At 41.5% G+C, this 16,440-nt stretch carries 11 protein-coding genes and 1 pseudogene; 10 read left to right on the top strand and 2 right to left on the bottom strand.

The window, feature by feature from the left end:
- Nucleotides 1-282: 282 nt before the first annotated feature.
- Nucleotides 283-1,662, bottom strand: a complete 1,380-nt coding sequence (gene murC, locus DW059_RS09815) for a UDP-N-acetylmuramate--L-alanine ligase (protein ID WP_022243627.1) — start codon at nt 1,660-1,662, stop codon at nt 283-285.
- Nucleotides 1,663-1,954: 292 nt separating this feature from the next.
- On the opposite strand from murC, the gene DW059_RS09820 reads away from it, so the two are divergent.
- The 10 genes and pseudogenes from DW059_RS09820 (at nt 1,955) to DW059_RS09865 (ending at nt 14,793) form a co-directional block, all read left to right on the top strand.
- The gene (locus DW059_RS09820) at nt 1,955-3,229 is read left to right on the top strand and encodes a glucose-1-phosphate adenylyltransferase (RefSeq protein ID WP_022243626.1); all 1,275 of its coding nucleotides are present in this window, start codon (nt 1,955-1,957) and stop codon (nt 3,227-3,229) included.
- Complete coding sequence (glgD, locus tag DW059_RS09825; RefSeq protein ID WP_117698654.1) at nt 3,226-4,344, top strand: glucose-1-phosphate adenylyltransferase subunit GlgD; 1,119 nt, start codon at nt 3,226-3,228, stop codon at nt 4,342-4,344. Before DW059_RS09820 ends, glgD begins: the two co-directional genes overlap by 4 nt.
- 39 nt (nt 4,345-4,383) lie before the next feature.
- Nucleotides 4,384-4,653: a septation regulator SpoVG gene (gene spoVG / locus DW059_RS09830; RefSeq protein WP_117698655.1), complete on the top strand. Its 270-nt coding sequence runs from the start codon at nt 4,384-4,386 to the stop codon at nt 4,651-4,653.
- Nucleotides 4,654-5,088: 435 nt separating this feature from the next.
- Nucleotides 5,089-5,841, top strand: coding sequence for a sugar phosphate nucleotidyltransferase (locus tag DW059_RS09835; protein ID WP_117698656.1), 753 nt, complete (start codon nt 5,089-5,091; stop codon nt 5,839-5,841).
- Nucleotides 5,829-6,389, top strand: a complete 561-nt coding sequence (pth, locus tag DW059_RS09840) for an aminoacyl-tRNA hydrolase (protein ID WP_117698657.1) — start codon at nt 5,829-5,831, stop codon at nt 6,387-6,389. Before DW059_RS09835 ends, pth begins: the two co-directional genes overlap by 13 nt.
- Nucleotides 6,390-6,401: 12 nt before the next feature.
- Nucleotides 6,402-9,950 (top strand): transcription-repair coupling factor, encoded by a 3,549-nt coding sequence (gene mfd, locus DW059_RS09845; RefSeq protein ID WP_117698658.1) that lies wholly within the window; start codon nt 6,402-6,404, stop codon nt 9,948-9,950.
- A 75-nt stretch (nt 9,951-10,025) separates the two neighbouring features.
- Nucleotides 10,026-11,123, top strand: coding sequence for a peptidyl-prolyl cis-trans isomerase (locus DW059_RS09850; protein WP_158552099.1), 1,098 nt, complete (start codon nt 10,026-10,028; stop codon nt 11,121-11,123).
- Between the two features lie 89 nt (nt 11,124-11,212).
- Nucleotides 11,213-11,716: a shikimate kinase gene (locus tag DW059_RS09855; RefSeq protein ID WP_117698660.1), complete on the top strand. Its 504-nt coding sequence runs from the start codon at nt 11,213-11,215 to the stop codon at nt 11,714-11,716.
- Between the two features lie 3 nt (nt 11,717-11,719).
- A complete protein-coding gene (locus DW059_RS09860) occupies nt 11,720-13,351 on the top strand; it encodes a M23 family metallopeptidase (protein WP_242986199.1) in 1,632 nt (543 codons plus the stop codon).
- A 150-nt stretch (nt 13,352-13,501) separates the two neighbouring features.
- A pseudogene (locus tag DW059_RS09865) lies at nt 13,502-14,793 on the top strand (UDP-N-acetylglucosamine 1-carboxyvinyltransferase).
- A gap of 275 nt (nt 14,794-15,068) precedes the next feature.
- Here DW059_RS09865 and DW059_RS09870 read toward each other — a convergent pair.
- A complete protein-coding gene (locus DW059_RS09870) occupies nt 15,069-16,199 on the bottom strand; it encodes an HD-GYP domain-containing protein (protein ID WP_117698661.1) in 1,131 nt (376 codons plus the stop codon).
- Between the last annotated feature and the right edge of the window lie 241 nt (nt 16,200-16,440).

Raw genomic sequence — 16,440 nt, forward strand, 5'->3', positions numbered from 1 at the left:
AGAACTCCCTCTTTCACCGACCACATTATAGCATATGAATCTAAAATTGAGAAGTCTTATTTTAACCAAAAATCCAGTAAAATCAAGGGTTTCCACATTTGCACAGAATTGTGAATAATGTGGATAACTTTCTTTTGAAAGTGCATTATGGTAACTGAAATGGGAGCAGTTTGGCGGTTAATGCAGATAGAATGGCGATTTTCAAAAATACATTATGTAAACAAAAAAATCCACATCCATAATTCACAAAAATGTGAATTACGATGTGGATAATGTGGATAACTACTGCTGAAGCAGGTGTTCTCCTATAAGATACACGTCTCCGGCCCCCATAGTTATCAACAAATCATTGTTTATGCATTTTTCCGATAAAAATTTTTCAATCTCATCAAAAGACGGGAAGTAATAACTTTCCTGACCGTTTTTCTGAAGCTCTGCCAAAAGGTCTTTGGAAGAAATTCCGATCGTATTTTTCTCTCTGGCTGCATAGATGTCTGCAAGGACTACAATATCTGCCATGGAAAGTACCCGGGCAAAATCACTTAAGAATGCCTTGGTTCTGGAATAAGTGTGTGGCTGGAAAACGCAGATAATCCGTCCGTGTGGATAATTCCGGGCTGCGGTTAATGTAGCAGCTACTTCAGTCGGATGATGGGCATAATCATCGATAACGGTGATACCGTTTTTTGTTCCTTTGTATTCAAAACGACGTTTGGTGCCGCCAAACTGAAGCAGTCCCTTTTTGATAACATCCAAAGGAAGACCGAGATTTAAGCAAAGTGCAATGGCAGCCAGCGAATTGGAGACATTATGCCTGCCTGGAACGCTTAAGGAAACGGTTCCTAAGTCTTCGGTTTTGTGCATCAGAGTATATGTGCCGCAGGCATGGTCATTATAAGTAATATTTTTAGCATAAAAGTCATCGTTTTCGCATAAACCATAAGTAGTGACGCTACAGGACAAATTGTTGGTAATCTGATCTAAAGCTGCAATCTGACCGTTGATGATTAATACACCATCATGTGCAGTATTTCCGGCAAATTCATGGAAAGAACGGCGGATATCATCGATATCTTTGAAGAAGTCGAGATGCTCAGCTTCCACACTGGTGATGATACTGTATTTCGGATGAAAATGCAGGAAACTGTTGGTATATTCGCAGGCCTCGGTAATGAATACTTCTGAACCACCTACGCGGATATTTCCGCCGATTGCTTCTAAGATACCGCCAACACTGATTGTAGGGTCAGCCTTTGCAACAAGAAGAATCTGTGAAATCATGGATGTGGTAGTGGTTTTTCCATGGGTACCGGCAACTGCAATGGATTTCTCATAGTTATCCATAATCTGTCCAAGCAGTTCTGCACGGGAAAGCATTGGAATACCGGCATCTACGGCTGCTTTAAATTCCTCATTGTCCTCGCGGATGGCAGCAGTATAGACAACCAGTGCAGGACGGATGGATAAGTTAGATGCTTTCTGGCCAATGTAAATGGTTGCGCCTTTTTGGGCAAGGCTGTCGGTAAGCGCAGACTGCTTTGCATCAGAACCGGAAATGGTAAAACCTTCTTCCAGCAAGATTTCTGCAAGACCACTCATACTGATACCGCCAATACCGATAAAATGTACATGAATAGGTTCTTCAAAATTTAATGAATACATAATTCTTTACCTGCCTGACTTATAATTTCGTTTCTTGAGAAAAGATTTCTTCCTAATATTATAACCATATGCAGGGAATTTGCAAATCTATTTTGTCTGTCAGGAAAAAAGAATGCAAAATAATGGAGGTGATTTTGTAAAAATGACAAGAAATGTTCAAAAATTGTCTAAAATGACTAAAATATGCGAAAAAAGATAAAATAATTATACAGAATGCTGTACAACATATGGGCAGTGTGTTATACTTTTGTTATACCAAAATGACCTGATTTTATGACGAGAGGTGAATGACGTGATTAAGAAAGAAATGATAGCCATGCTTTTGGCGGGCGGACAAGGAAGCCGTCTTGGAGTATTAACTTCCGGTGTAGCAAAGCCTGCAGTCGCATTTGGAGGAAAGTATCGTATTATCGACTTCCCATTGAGCAACTGCATCAACTCAGGTATTGATACCGTTGGAGTGCTGACACAGTATCAGCCATTGAGATTAAACAGACATATTGGAATTGGAATTCCGTGGGACTTAGACCGTAATAACGGAGGAGTAACGGTTCTTCCACCATATGAGAGAAGTGATAACAGTGAATGGTATACTGGTACAGCAAATGCGATTTACCAGAACCTGAAATATATGGAGACTTATAATCCGGATTATGTGCTGATTTTATCAGGCGACCATATTTATAAGATGGATTATGAAGTAATGCTTGATTTCCATAAGGAAAATAATGCAGACGTAACAATTGCAGCAATGCCTGTTCCAATAGAAGAAGCAAGCCGTTTTGGTGTAGTTATAACAGACGAAAATAAAAAAATTAAAGAGTTCGAGGAAAAACCGGAACATCCGAGAAGTAACCTCGCATCCATGGGAATATACATATTCAACTGGAAAGTATTGCGTGACAGTTTAATTGCTATGAAGGATCAGAGTAATTGTGACTTCGGAAAGCATATTATTCCATACTGCCATGAGAATGGAAAGCGTTTATTTGCTTATGAATTCAATGGTTACTGGAAGGATGTTGGAACACTTTCCTCCTATTGGGAAGCAAATATGGAATTGATTGATCTGATTCCGGAATTTAACCTTTATGAAGAATACTGGAAGATTTATACCAAGAGCGATAATGTAGCTCCGCAGTATCTTGCAGCAGAGTCCAAGGTTGATACCAGCATTATCGGAGAAGGTGCTGAAATTTATGGAGAAGTGCAGAATTCTGTAATTGGTGCAGGAGTCCGGATTGAAAAGGGTGCGGTGGTACACAATTCCATTATCATGAAAGAATGTGTGATTGGAGAGAATACTGTGGTGGAGAAATCCATTATTGCAGATAAGACCATTGTTGGAGCAAACTGCCACTTAGGCGTAGGAGAGTATGCACCAAGCACATTGAATGAAAAAGTATATGCATCTGATCTGGTTACTATCGGAGAAGATTCTGTAATACCAGACGGAGTTTCAATTGGAAAAAATACAGCGATTTCCGGAGTGACGGAACCGTCAGATTATCCAGATGGAATGTTAGCAGGCGGTGGAGCTATTATTAAGGAAGGTGACAGAATATGAAGGCATTAGGATTAATTTTAGCAGGTGGAAACAATCATCGTATGCAGGAACTTTCCAGCAAGCGTGCAATTGCAGCAATGCCAATCGGTGGAAGTTACCGATGCATTGATTTTGCATTGAGTAATATGAGCAACTCACATGTTCAGACCGTTGCAGTGCTGACTCAGTATAATGCACGTTCTTTAAATGAACATTTAAGCTCATCCAAATGGTGGGATTTCGGGAGAAAACAGGGAGGTCTTTATACCTTCACTCCTACTGTAACCGCTGACAACAGCTGGTGGTACAGAGGAACTGCAGATGCAATGTACCAGAACATTGATTTCTTGAAAAAACGTCATGAGCCATATGTAATTATTACAGGTGGTGATTGTGTATACAAGCTGGATTACAATAAGGTATTGGATTACCATATTGAGAAGAAAGCTGATATAACTGTTGTGTGCAAGGATATGCCGGAAGGCGCAGATATCAGCCGCTTTGGTGTAATCCGCATGAATGAAGAATCCAGAATCACAGAGTTTGAAGAGAAACCTATGGTATCCAGCTCTAATACAATTTCTACCGGTATTTATATCATCCGCAGAAGACAGCTGATTGAAATGTTAGAGCGGAGCGGTCAGGAAGACAGATGGGATTTCGTTACAGATATTCTGATTCGTTATAAGAATATGAAACGAATTTATGGATATAAAATGGAAGATTACTGGAGCAATATTGCAACAGTAGATTCATATTACAATACAAATATGGATTTCCTGAAACCGGATGTGAGAAATTACTTCTTCCGTGAGACACCGCATATCTATTCGAAAGTAGATGATTATCCACCAGCAAAATACAATGCAGGTTCTGATGTGAAGAATAGCCTGATTTCCAGTGGATGTATCATCAACAGTAAAATAGAAAATTCTGTATTGTTTAAAAATGTGTTTGTAGGAAAGAATTGTGTAATCAAGAATTCCATTATTCTCAATGACGTATACATTGGAGATAATACGCATATTGAAAACTGTATCGTGGAAAGCCGTGGAACGCTGAAAGCCAACACGTATTATTGCGGTGACGACGGAGTAAAGGTTGTACTTGAGCGCAATGACAGATATGCACTGTAGGCAGAAGACTTAAGAGAAAGGCGTGAAGGGGGTAACATAATGCAGATTACAGATGTAAGAATACGTAAAGTTGAAAAAGAAGGTAAAATGAAAGCTGTGGTATCTATTACCATAGATGAAGAATTTGTTGTACATGATATCAAGGTGATTGACGGAGAGAAGGGGCTATTCATTGCAATGCCAAGCCGCAAGGCTGCTGATGGGGAATACAGAGACATTGCACATCCAATTAACTCAGATACCAGAAATAAGATACAGCAGATTATTTTAGAAAAGTACGAAAGTGAAATCGCAGCTGAGGAGGCGTAACACGTACATAGAATAAGGAAGACGAGCAGGCTGTCACAGAAATGTGGCAGCCTGTTTTTCACACTTCTTTTTTTGAACAATTGATAGAATGAAGTATAAATATGCCGTGGGGCAAATGAGAAAGCATGAAAAAGACTGTTAGGAGCACTTGGAATTTCGGGCGAAAACAGACAACGCCGGCACAGGGAAGTGCCGGCGAGGCGCAAGCAACATGGATGTTGATTTGCGCCGGTTGTCAGAACTGATAAAAATTTTTTCAAAATTCTTAGTGCTCCTTATAGTCTTTTTCGCTTTTCCATTTGCCCCACGGCAGATTTACATTGTCATCTATTTCATATTGTGGAAAAAAGGATGACAAATTTCTGAGAAAGAAGTATACTAAAATGTAACAGTATTTTCGGCAGAAAGCCGGAGAGGAATAAAGAGGATAAAAATATGGAAGCATTAAAAGCGGTAATATTGGCAGCTGGAAAGGGAACCAGAATGCAGTCAGACCTTCCGAAAGTAGTGCATACAATAGACGGAAAGTGTCTGGTAGATTATGTAATTGAAGCGGCAGAAGGAGCAGGAGCGGAGGATATCTGTCTGGTGGTAGGATATAAGCATGAAGAGGTAGAGAATACCATTTCACATAAAGATGATGTAACATTTGTACTGCAGGAGCAGCAGCTTGGAACTGGTCATGCGGTAAAATGTGCCAAGGATTTCCTGGGAAAAGAAGGAAATACACTGATTCTTTTTGGAGATGCACCACTGATTACATCTGCAACCTTAAAGCAGCTTTTGGAGCATCATATCCAGCATAAAAATGCAGTAACCGTATTGTCAGCAACGATAGATGACCCGACCGGATACGGAAGAATTATCCGCAATGAATCAGGAGAATTTATAAAGAGCGTAGAACATAAGGATGCAAACGAGGAAGAGTTGAAATCCCATGAGATTAATTCCGGAATGTATGTGTTTAATACCTGGGAATTATCACAGGCATTGGATAAGATTCAGCCGAATAATGCACAGGGTGAATATTATCTGCCGGATACGCTTACGATATTAAAGGATAAAGGACTTCGTGTAGATGCATTTGCACTGGAAAGCCCGGAAGACATCAATGGAGTAAATGACCAGAAGCAGTTAGAATCAGCTGCAGAAATCATCAGAAGAAGGAAGAAAGAATGTACATTATAGCGGGACTTGGAAATCCTGGAAAGAAATATGAACATACCAGACATAATGTTGGCTTTGATGTCATGGATGTACTGGCAGAAAAATATAATATAAGGATGGACGAAAAAAAGTATAAAGCAATCTGCGGCAAAGGAATGATCGGAAGTGAAAAAGTTGTTCTGGTGAAGCCACAGACTTTTATGAACTTAAGCGGAGAAAGCATCGCTGAAGCAGTAAATTTCTATAAAGTGGATCCGGCCAGTGAATTGTTAGTGATTTTTGATGATATCAGCCTGGCACCGGGAAGAATACGGATTCGTAAAAAAGGCAGTGCCGGCGGACACAATGGAATTAAAAATATCATTGCGCAGGTGGGAACAGAGCAGTTTGCTAGGATCAAGGTAGGTGTCGGTGAGAAACCACAGGGCTGGGATTTGGCAGACCATGTCCTTGGCCATATGGATAAGGCAGACCGGAAACTGGCAGAGGAAGCATTTTTAGATGCGGTATCTGCGGTAGAACTGATTGTCGATGGAAAAATCGAACAGGCAATGAATGACTATAATTAAAGGAAGAACATTATGAATGTATTTTTGCAGCCCCTTTCGGAACTGGAAGAATTGCAAAATGCCTTAAAGCAGCTAAAGAGCAGTCCGGGTATCGTTCAGATATCCGGATGCATGGATGCGCAGAAGGCACATATGGTATTTGCGGCGAACGATGGTTTTAGAAATAAAATCATCGTTACTTTTAACGAACAAAAAGCAAGGGAAATCTTAGAAGATTATCGTTTTTTCGACAGGGAGACTCTCTATTTCCCAGCGAAGGATATTTTATTTTATCAGTCGGATATCAGAAGTAATCAGCTTACCGGAGAGCGGATTGCCCTGTTAAAACGTTTATCCGAAAAGAAGCCGGTTACAGTGGTATTGACTTTTGACGGACTGATGAACCGGATGGCAGGACTGGAAGCCTTTAAAGAAGCGGTGCGTACTTATAAGGTGGAAGACGAATTAGACTTTGAGGCAGAGACAAAGCGGCTTTTGCAGATGGGGTATGTGCGCAATTATCAGGTGGAAATGCCGGGAGAATTTGCGGTGCGTGGAGGAATCCTTGATATATATCCTCTGACGGAAGAAAATCCGCTGCGTATTGAAATGTGGGGAGATACCATTGATTCCCTGCGAAGCTTTGAGGCTGAGAGCCAGCGTTCCATAGAGAATTTGGAAGAAATTACGTTGTATCCTGCAACGGAACTGGTGCTGACGGAAGAACGGAAGCAGGCGGGCTTGAAGAAAATTCGACAGGAAGCGGTAAAAGCAGAAAAGAAGTTCCGCGACCAGATGAAAAATGAAGAAGGCCATCGCATCAAACAGACGGCGGCTGCTTTGGAAGAAGAGATAGAAGAATTAGGTGGTGCAGCTAATTTGGACAGCAGCCTTGCATATTTCTTCCCGGAGGCGGTAAGCCTTTTGGATTATTTTGGCAAAGACGAGACTCTTTTAGTCCTGGATGAACCTGCCCGGCTGATGGAAAAGGGCAGAGTGACAGAGCAGGAATTTGAAGAGAGCATGAAGCAGCGCTTGGAGAAGGGTTATATCCTGCCGGGACAGGCAGAAACGCTCTTTACCGGAAAGGAAATTACTGCGAAGATGCAGAGTTTCCACGGACTTGCACTGGCAGCACTGGATATGAAGGTGCGGGAGTTAGACATTACGAACCGTTACCATATTCAGGTGCAGGGTGTGAATTCCTATAATAACAGCTTTGCAACGCTGGTGAAGGATTTAAAGAATTATAAGAAAAACGGATACCGGGTCGTTGTATTATCCGCATCTAAGACAAGGGCAGAGCATCTGGCGAAGGATTTACAGGAAGAAGAGGTAAGCTGTTATTATGCCAAAGATTTTGAACGGGAATTGCAGCCGGGAGAAATCTTAACTGCCTATGGAAAAGTAAAACGTGGATACGAATACCCGCTGATTAAATTTGCGGTTATCACAGAAAGTGATATATTCGGGCAGGAAAAGAAGAAACGGAAGAAACACCGCCTCTATGAGGGAGAAAAGATACAGAGCTTTCGTGACCTTCATGTAGGTGATTATGTGGTACATGAAAATCACGGCCTTGGCATTTATCGTGGAATCGAGAAAATCGAAGTCGATAAAAAAGTCAAGGATTATATCAAGATTGAATATGCCAGGGGAGGCAATCTTTATATTCTTGCAACCCAGCTGGAACTGATTCAGAAATATGCCGGTTCCGATGCCAAGAAACCAAAACTAAACCGGCTGGGCAGCCCGGACTGGGATAAGACAAAAACCAGAGTGCGTGGTGCGGTAAAAGAAATTGCCCACGAACTGGTGGAACTCTATGCTATCCGGCAGAACAAAGAAGGCTATGTCTATGGTCCGGATACTGTATGGCAGAAGGAATTTGAAGAGATGTTTCCATTTGAGGAGACAGAAGATCAGGAGCTTGCCATTGAAGCAACCAAGAAGGACATGGAAAGCACCAAGATTATGGATCGTCTGATTTGCGGAGACGTAGGATATGGCAAGACGGAGGTGGCAATCCGTGCTGCCTTTAAGGCGGTGCAGGAGGGAAAACAGGTAGTTTATTTAGTACCGACCACAATCCTGGCGCAGCAGCACTATAATACCTTTGCCCAGCGGATGAAAGATTTCCCGGTAAGAGTAGATTTGCTTTGCCGTTTCCGCAGCCCAAAAGAGCAGAAGAAAACCATCGAAGATTTGAAAAAAGGCATGGTGGATATTATTATCGGAACCCACAGAGTGCTTTCTGAGGATGTGAAATTTAAGGATTTGGGACTTCTCATTATCGATGAGGAGCAGCGTTTTGGTGTGGCTCATAAAGAGAAAATCAAGCAGATGAAAAAGGATGTGGATGTGCTGACTTTAACGGCAACACCAATTCCAAGGACATTGCATATGAGCCTTATCGGAATCCGTGATATGAGTGTTTTAGAGGAGCCGCCGATGGATCGTGTGGCAATCCAGACTTATGTCATGGAATATAATGAAGAAATGGTGCGGGAGGCAATCTGCCGGGAATTAGCAAGAGACGGACAGGTTTATTATGTATTTAACCGGGTAAACCAGATTGCAGAAATGGCAGCGAAAATTTCAGAACTGGTGCCGGATGCCAATGTGGCATTTGCCCACGGACAGATGAAGGAACGGGAACTTGAGGATATTATGTATCAGTTTATCAACGGAGAGATTGATGTGCTGGTATCCACAACGATTATCGAGACGGGGCTTGATATTTCCAATGTAAATACCATGATTATTCATGATGCGGATAATATGGGACTGTCACAGCTCTATCAGCTTCGCGGAAGAGTAGGACGTTCCAACCGGACGGCATATGCGTTCTTAATGTACCGCCGGGATAAAATGTTAAAAGAAATCGCAGAGAAACGTCTGGCTGCAATCAAGGAATATACAGACTTAGGAAGCGGCTTTAAGATTGCCATGCGGGATTTGGAAATCCGTGGAGCCGGAAACCTGCTGGGTGCCCAGCAGAGCGGACACATGGAGGCAGTCGGTTATGACCTTTACTGCAAGATGCTCAATGAGGCTGTCAAACAGGAGAAGGGAATCGGAGTGGAAGAAAGCTTCGATACAACAGTAGATGTGGAAATGGATGCATTTATCCCGCCATCCTATATTCCAAACGAGACACAGAAACTGGATATTTACAAACGAATTGCAGCCATTGAAAATGATTCGGAAAGTGATGAGATGCTTGATGAGCTGACAGACCGTTTTGGAGACCCGCCAAAATCAGTGACAAACCTTCTTTCCATTGCATTGATAAAAGTGCTGGCGCATCAGGCGTATATGAAGGAAGTGGTAGAGCGTGGCAATACGGTGCGTTTTGTCATGTATGAAAAAGCTGCGGTGAATCCGGCAAAAATACCGGAACTTCTGTCAAAATATGATCATGCGTTGAAATTTATCCCGGATCAGAAAGGACCGTATTTTGTGCTGAACCGGGGAACTAACAGCCGGATAGCATCAGGCAGCAGTATCGACTATATCCGCCAGTTTGTGTTGGATGTGCAGACGATTCTGGTAGAAAAAACCATAAAAAAGGATGCTTAACTGCATAAAAATCTTGCGGCATGTACGAAAAAGCACTATAATAGAACGATGATAAATATTTTGGAGGAACGTGATATGAGATTTAAGAAATTCACAGCACTTGCATTGGCGGTTGTTACTGCAGCTTCCGTAGCTATGACAGGATGTGGCAGCAGAATCGATGAAGATGCAGTTGTTGCTACATTAGGAGATAAAGAGATTTCACTTGGACTTGCCAACTTTATGGCACAGTATACAGCAGTATCCTATGACAGCTATATTACCATGGGATATGCTAAGGAAAATATGTGGTCACAGGATTTATCCGGAAACGGTAAGACTATGCAGGATAATGTAAAAGATGGAATCCTGACACAGATTCAGACCAATTATCTCTTAGAAGACCATATGAAAGACTATGGTGTGGAAATAACGGATGAGGAGCTTTCTGATATTGATACTGCAGCACGGCAGTTCATGGATGACAATAGCAAGGAAGCAATCAAGACCATGGGTGCCAAGAAAGAATATGTAGCAGAAATGCTTCGACTGAACCTGATTCAGAAGAAGATGCATAATGCAATCATTGCAACTGTAGATACCGAAGTTTCTGATGAAGAAGCGGCACAGAGAACCTTCAGTTATATCAAGGTTTCTACCGAGGCACATTATGATGACAGCAAGAATTATGTGGAATATACCGATGATGAGAAGGCAGAATTAGAAAAAACTGCAGAGAAAATCGCAGAAGAAGCGAAAACCGATTTTGATGCAGCAGCAACAGACAACGGATATACTGTAAGCACTTATTCATACGGCAGTGATGAAATCGGTGAAGATGGAACAGCAACCGGAAGTATGGATGCATCCATTATTACAGCAGCAGATGCGTTAAAAGAGGGAGAAGTTTCTTCCATGATTTCCGTAGATGGAAAAGGATATTATGTTATCCGCTTAGACAGTGAATTTGACCGTGATGCAACCGACAAAGAGAAAGAAACAATTGTTTCCCAGCGTCAGTCCGATAAATATACTGAAGTATGCGACAGCTACAAGGAAGAAAAAGAATGGACGGTAAATGATGATGTATGGGCAGCTGTTAATTTTGATAAGCTCTATACCATCAAGAAAACAGATACAGAAACAGAATCTGTAAGTGAGACAGAGACAGCATCAGAGGCAGCAACAGAATAATTGCAGAAATTACAAAGTGACAAGAACATAGAGAAGCAGAAAATTTATTTTTCTGCTTCTTTTCTATCACATAGATACAGGAGTATGGAATGAAAGACAATATCGTATTAATCGGAATGCCGGGCGTAGGAAAAAGTACTGTAGGTGTCGTATTGGCGAAGGCATTAGGCTATAATTTTGTGGATGCAGATTTAGTCATCCAGCAGCAGACTGGAAAGCTTTTGTGTGAGCTGATTGCAGAGCATGGAACAGAAGGATTTCTTGAGATTGAGGATGAGGTAAACAGCAGAATAGAAGGACATAAAGCAGTCATTGCCACGGGAGGCAGTGCAGTATATTGTGCAAATGCCATGGAGCATTATAAAGAAATTGCAACCGTACTTTATCTGAGCGTATCTTATGAGACATTAGAAGAGCGTCTTGGTGATTTGAAAAACCGCGGTGTGGTATTGAATGATGGCCAGACGCTGAAAGATTTGTATGATGAGAGAACTGCATACTATGAAAAATATGCGGATGTAACAGTAAACGAAGAGGGATTGTCAATTCGTGAAACAATCGATGCAGTAAAAGAAAAACTCGGGATGGAATAAAAGATGCAGATACCAGGGAATGCACAGGAACCTGTGAAGATACAGGAATCAGATAAAATGAAGAAGTCAGATAAGATGCAGGAGCAGAAAAAGAAATCAACAACTTTAAATAGAATTGGAAAAGTCGATAAAAAGATTCGTATCCGCATGTGGGCAGCAGGCATATTTTTCGTCTGTCTGGTACTGGTGGTACTTTTACAGAAATTTTCGCTGGGACAGAATTATTTTGTGGTAACCGTAAATAATAAAGTGGTAGGCTGTGTCAGCAGCAAGACAGATGTGGAAAAGGCAGTACATGAAAGCCGGCGGCAGATGGCAAAAGAGAGTGAAGGCTATCTGATGCAGGAGATTTTTTATGAGACAACAGAAAGCCATAAGCCATTTCAGAAGCTGTTAAGTGAAACTGCATTAAAAGAAAAGATTACAAAGGAGCTTAAGAAAGACAATTCCGGAGAAATCTTTGCATATACGGTAAGTGCCGGTGAAAACCAGCTTTCTTTTGCAACTTTAGATGAAGTAGAAACGTTTTTAGGACGTTTGAAGGAAGAACAGGATACGGACAATCGGTTTGAGATAGAGTTCAAAAAGGAAGCGGATCATCAGGAGGGAATGCTTCTTGCAAACTTAAAAGAGGCAGGCGTTTCAGAAAAAACAGAAGATTCTGCGGATGCCGGTATTGTGCAGCAGCTTGGGACCTATCTTTCCGATGCACAGGAGAATCCCGGGGAAAATAATTATGAAACCGGAATTCTTTCGATGGAATTTGCACAGGATGTGGAAGTGTTTACCAATCTGGTAGCAGCGGACACTCTGACGGATATAGATGCCGCGGTGGAAGAAGTAACAAAAGAGAAAGAAACGAATAAAATATATGAGATACAGCCGGGAGACTGTCTGTCGGTCATTGCACAGGAGCATGATACATCGGTGGCAGCAATTATCGCACTCAATGGATTGTCCGGGGAAGATGCAGTAATCAGTGCCGGTGAAGAACTGATTCTGTCGGTTCCTCAGCCGGACATCAGCTTACGGATTAGCGAAGGCGTAGTATATGAAGAGGATTATACCGCAGAGCCGGAGATTGTACCGAATGATTCCTGGTATACGACCGACGAAGTGGTGCTTGCAGAGGGAACTACCGGACATCGCGAGGTTAATATGGTGGTGACAACAGAGAATGGAATTGAGACGGAGCGGAGTATGATCCACCAGATCATACTGACAGAGTCAACGCCGGCAGTTATTGAGCGTGGAACCAAGATACCGCCAACTTACATTAAACCGCTGATTGGCGGAAGAGTTTCTTCCGGTTTTGGAAGAAGATGGGGCAGAATGCATAAAGGAATTGACTGGGCATGTCCGACCGGAACCAAGGTATTTGCATCCAGCAATGGTGTAGTGGTCAGTGCCGGCTATGTTTCCGGATATGGCAACTGCGTCTTAATCAGCCATCCGGATGGAAGAATGACACGATATGCGCATAACAGTAAATTACTGGTAAAAGCAGGACAGAGCGTATCGCAGGGTGAAGTTATCGCATTAAGCGGAAGTACGGGGCGTTCTACAGGTCCGCATGTGCATTTTGAGATATTAATTAATGGCTCCCAGGTAAATCCGGTGAACTATCTGAATTAATTTCGATTTACAAGTTAGTGAATATATAATATAATAATACTATTGTAGATAATTCTTTTGAGGTACGAGAAATACTTGACAAAAGAGGAAATAAGTTACTATAATATTTTGTTTGCAATTTTGTAGGGAATCTAAGCATAGAGGTGCGAGATGGAACAGTATGTGATTAAAGGTGGAAATCCTTTGGTTGGCGAAGTTGAGATTGGTGGAGCTAAGAATGCTGCACTGGGAATTCTTGCGGCAGCAATTATGACGGATGAGACCGTAATAATAGATAATTTACCAAACGTTCGTGATATTAATGTGTTATTAAGTGCCATGGAGGGAATTGGTGCTAAGATAGAGCGTCTTGGAGAACATAAGGTAAAGATTAACGGTTCACTGATTCATGACTTGAGCGTGGACTATGAATATATTAATAAAATCAGAGCTTCTTACTATCTGTTAGGAGCATTACTTGGTAAATATAAGAAAGCAGAAGTAGCTTTTCCGGGTGGCTGTGCAATCGGAACCCGTCCGATTGACCTTCATCTGAAAGGTTTCCGTGCGTTAGGAGCCGATGTTGATATTCAGCATGGGTTAATTTCTGCTACTGCAGAACATCTGGTGGGAAACCATATTTATTTAGATAAAGTTTCTGTAGGAGCAACCATTAACATTATGATGGCGGCATCCATGGCAGAGGGAAAGACAATTATTGAAAATGCAGCTAAGGAGCCACATGTCGTAGACGTAGCAAACTTCTTAAACAGCATGGGAGCAAATATCCGTGGTGCAGGAACAGATGTCATCCGTATTGTGGGTGTAGAGAAGCTCATAAAACAGAATATTCTATTATTCCGGATCAGATTGAAGCAGGAACTTTTATGTTTGCAGCGGCTGCAACCAAAGGTGATGTAACTGTTAAAAATGTTATTCCCAAGCATTTAGAGGCAACCACAGCAAAATTAATTGAAATTGGTTGTGAAGTGGAAGAATTTGATGATGCAGTACGTGTGGTATCCAGCAAGCCATTGCATCATACCCAGGTAACTACTTTGCCGTATCCTGGCTTTCCAACAGATATGCAGCCACAGATGTCGGTGCTTTTAGCATTAGCAGAAGGAACAAGTACCGTAACGGAGAGTATTTTTGAAAACCGTTTCAAATATGTAGATGAACTGACCCGTATGGGTGCACAGGTGAAAGTAGAGAGCAATATTGCAATTATTACCGGTGTTGAAAAATACACAGGTGCAAGAGTCAGTGCTCCGGATTTAAGAGCAGGTGCAGCCCTTGTAATTGCAGGTCTTGCAGCAGAAGGCATCACCATTGTAGATGATATTTATTATATTGAACGTGGATATGAACATTTTGAAGAGAAATTAGCTTCCCTTGGTGCAATGATTGAAAAAGTAAGCTCCGAGAAAGAAATCCAGAAATTCACATTGAAAGTATCATAAGATAAGAGCATCACAATATAGAAAGTTCTGAATATAAATACTAATATGAATATTGCAATGAGACAGAAGTGTTAAAAAGCGTTATCATAACCAAAAAAGAATATCTGGTAAATATGCTGCAAATGAGGCATAGTTATCAGATATCTTTTATACTTTACAGGAAATTGCTTTCCTGTAAAGTATAAAACGCTCCGCGAGGATGCGCACTGCGGCGTATAAGGCAGATGTCGCAAGCGACCGCCGCAGGCGCTAGAATGTGCCAAGGCACATTCTTTTTATATGATTGCTTTGATATATAAAGGACTTTTCTCAAGGTCGATACAGGCTCCATCATCTAACTGAACCAGTGGCTTGGAAAGACGACGATGATTCAATAAAACAATGCGGGCGGAAGTACCATCACTTAACATAACCCGGTTGTTCTGGTATGCATTGGCAATATTCTCTAAGAAGGTCAGAATATACTTTGGCTTATATTTCTGCAGACCATCTTTTTCAAATTCGGCGATTACCTCAAACGGACAAAGGGGAGCACGATAGGAGCGTGCTGCTGTCATGGCATCGTAAACATCGGCAATCGCAATGATGAGTGCATAGTCATCGATTTCTTCCATGGTAAGCCCCATTGGATAACCGGAACCATCGCAACGTTCATGGTGCATGAGAGCTGCCTTTTTAATATGGGAATTTAATGGCTGGGATTTTAAAATATCATAGCCATATTTCGGATGATTACGAATCATCTGGAATTCTTCATCTGTTAATTTTCCGTCTTTATTTAAGACCTCATCCGGAATTTTTGTCTTACCGATGTCATGAAGCAGACCGGCAAGGGTGAGAGTGTCTAATTCTTCATTGGAAAAATGCAGCCATTTTCCGATAATACGGGAGATGATGGCAACATTCAGACTGTGTGCATAGGTGCTGTCGTTGACCTGACGCATATTATGTAACATATCAAAGACATCCAGAGTGGTCTGCTTTGGACTTACTAAAGAAATGGTCTTTGATAAAAGCTCTTCTTTGTTTACGGTTCCTCCATCGGAAAGGTAAGCATCAAAACAGTTCTTTAAATCCTGGGAACGCAGGGTGAAATCCACCTGAAAACGCTGGAATTCCGGAGAACTTTTGAGCTTCTGTGAGTAAGAAGCATCAGAAACCGGACTTGGTGCAGAAACCGGGCTTTTGGCAGGAAAATATGCCGGATCTTTTGGCTCTTCCATTGGAGCAGTGGTCTGTTTATTTTCTGTAATCTGCACACTGGCGATGCCATAAAATTCCAGTCTGGAAATCAGGGTACGCGTAAGTTCTACATTCGGATTAATAATAAGCTGTCCACGCTTGGTGCGGACAGGAATTGCTGTAACCATACCTGGTAACAAATCTTTTGTCTGATATTCTTTCATGCATGTGGTCCTCGTTCTGGATGGATTTTATAATTATGATAGAACAAATCACAATTATATTCCTATTTAAGTATATTCTTTTTGCCAAAAATGTCAATCTTAACAGTAAAAACCGTTAAAATTTGTCAAAAGGATACAAAAAGTAATAAGGAATGTTTTCTCTGTTGATGAGAAAATATGGTGCTTGACATTTCGATATAATAGGTGTATTCTCTCCCATAGAGATTTGAAAATTCAATAT

Origin of the sequence: Roseburia sp. AF42-8, from assembly GCF_003435965.1 — a bacterium.
In the GTDB taxonomy this organism is placed as follows: Bacteria; Bacillota; Clostridia; order Lachnospirales; family Lachnospiraceae; genus Roseburia_C; species Roseburia_C amylophila.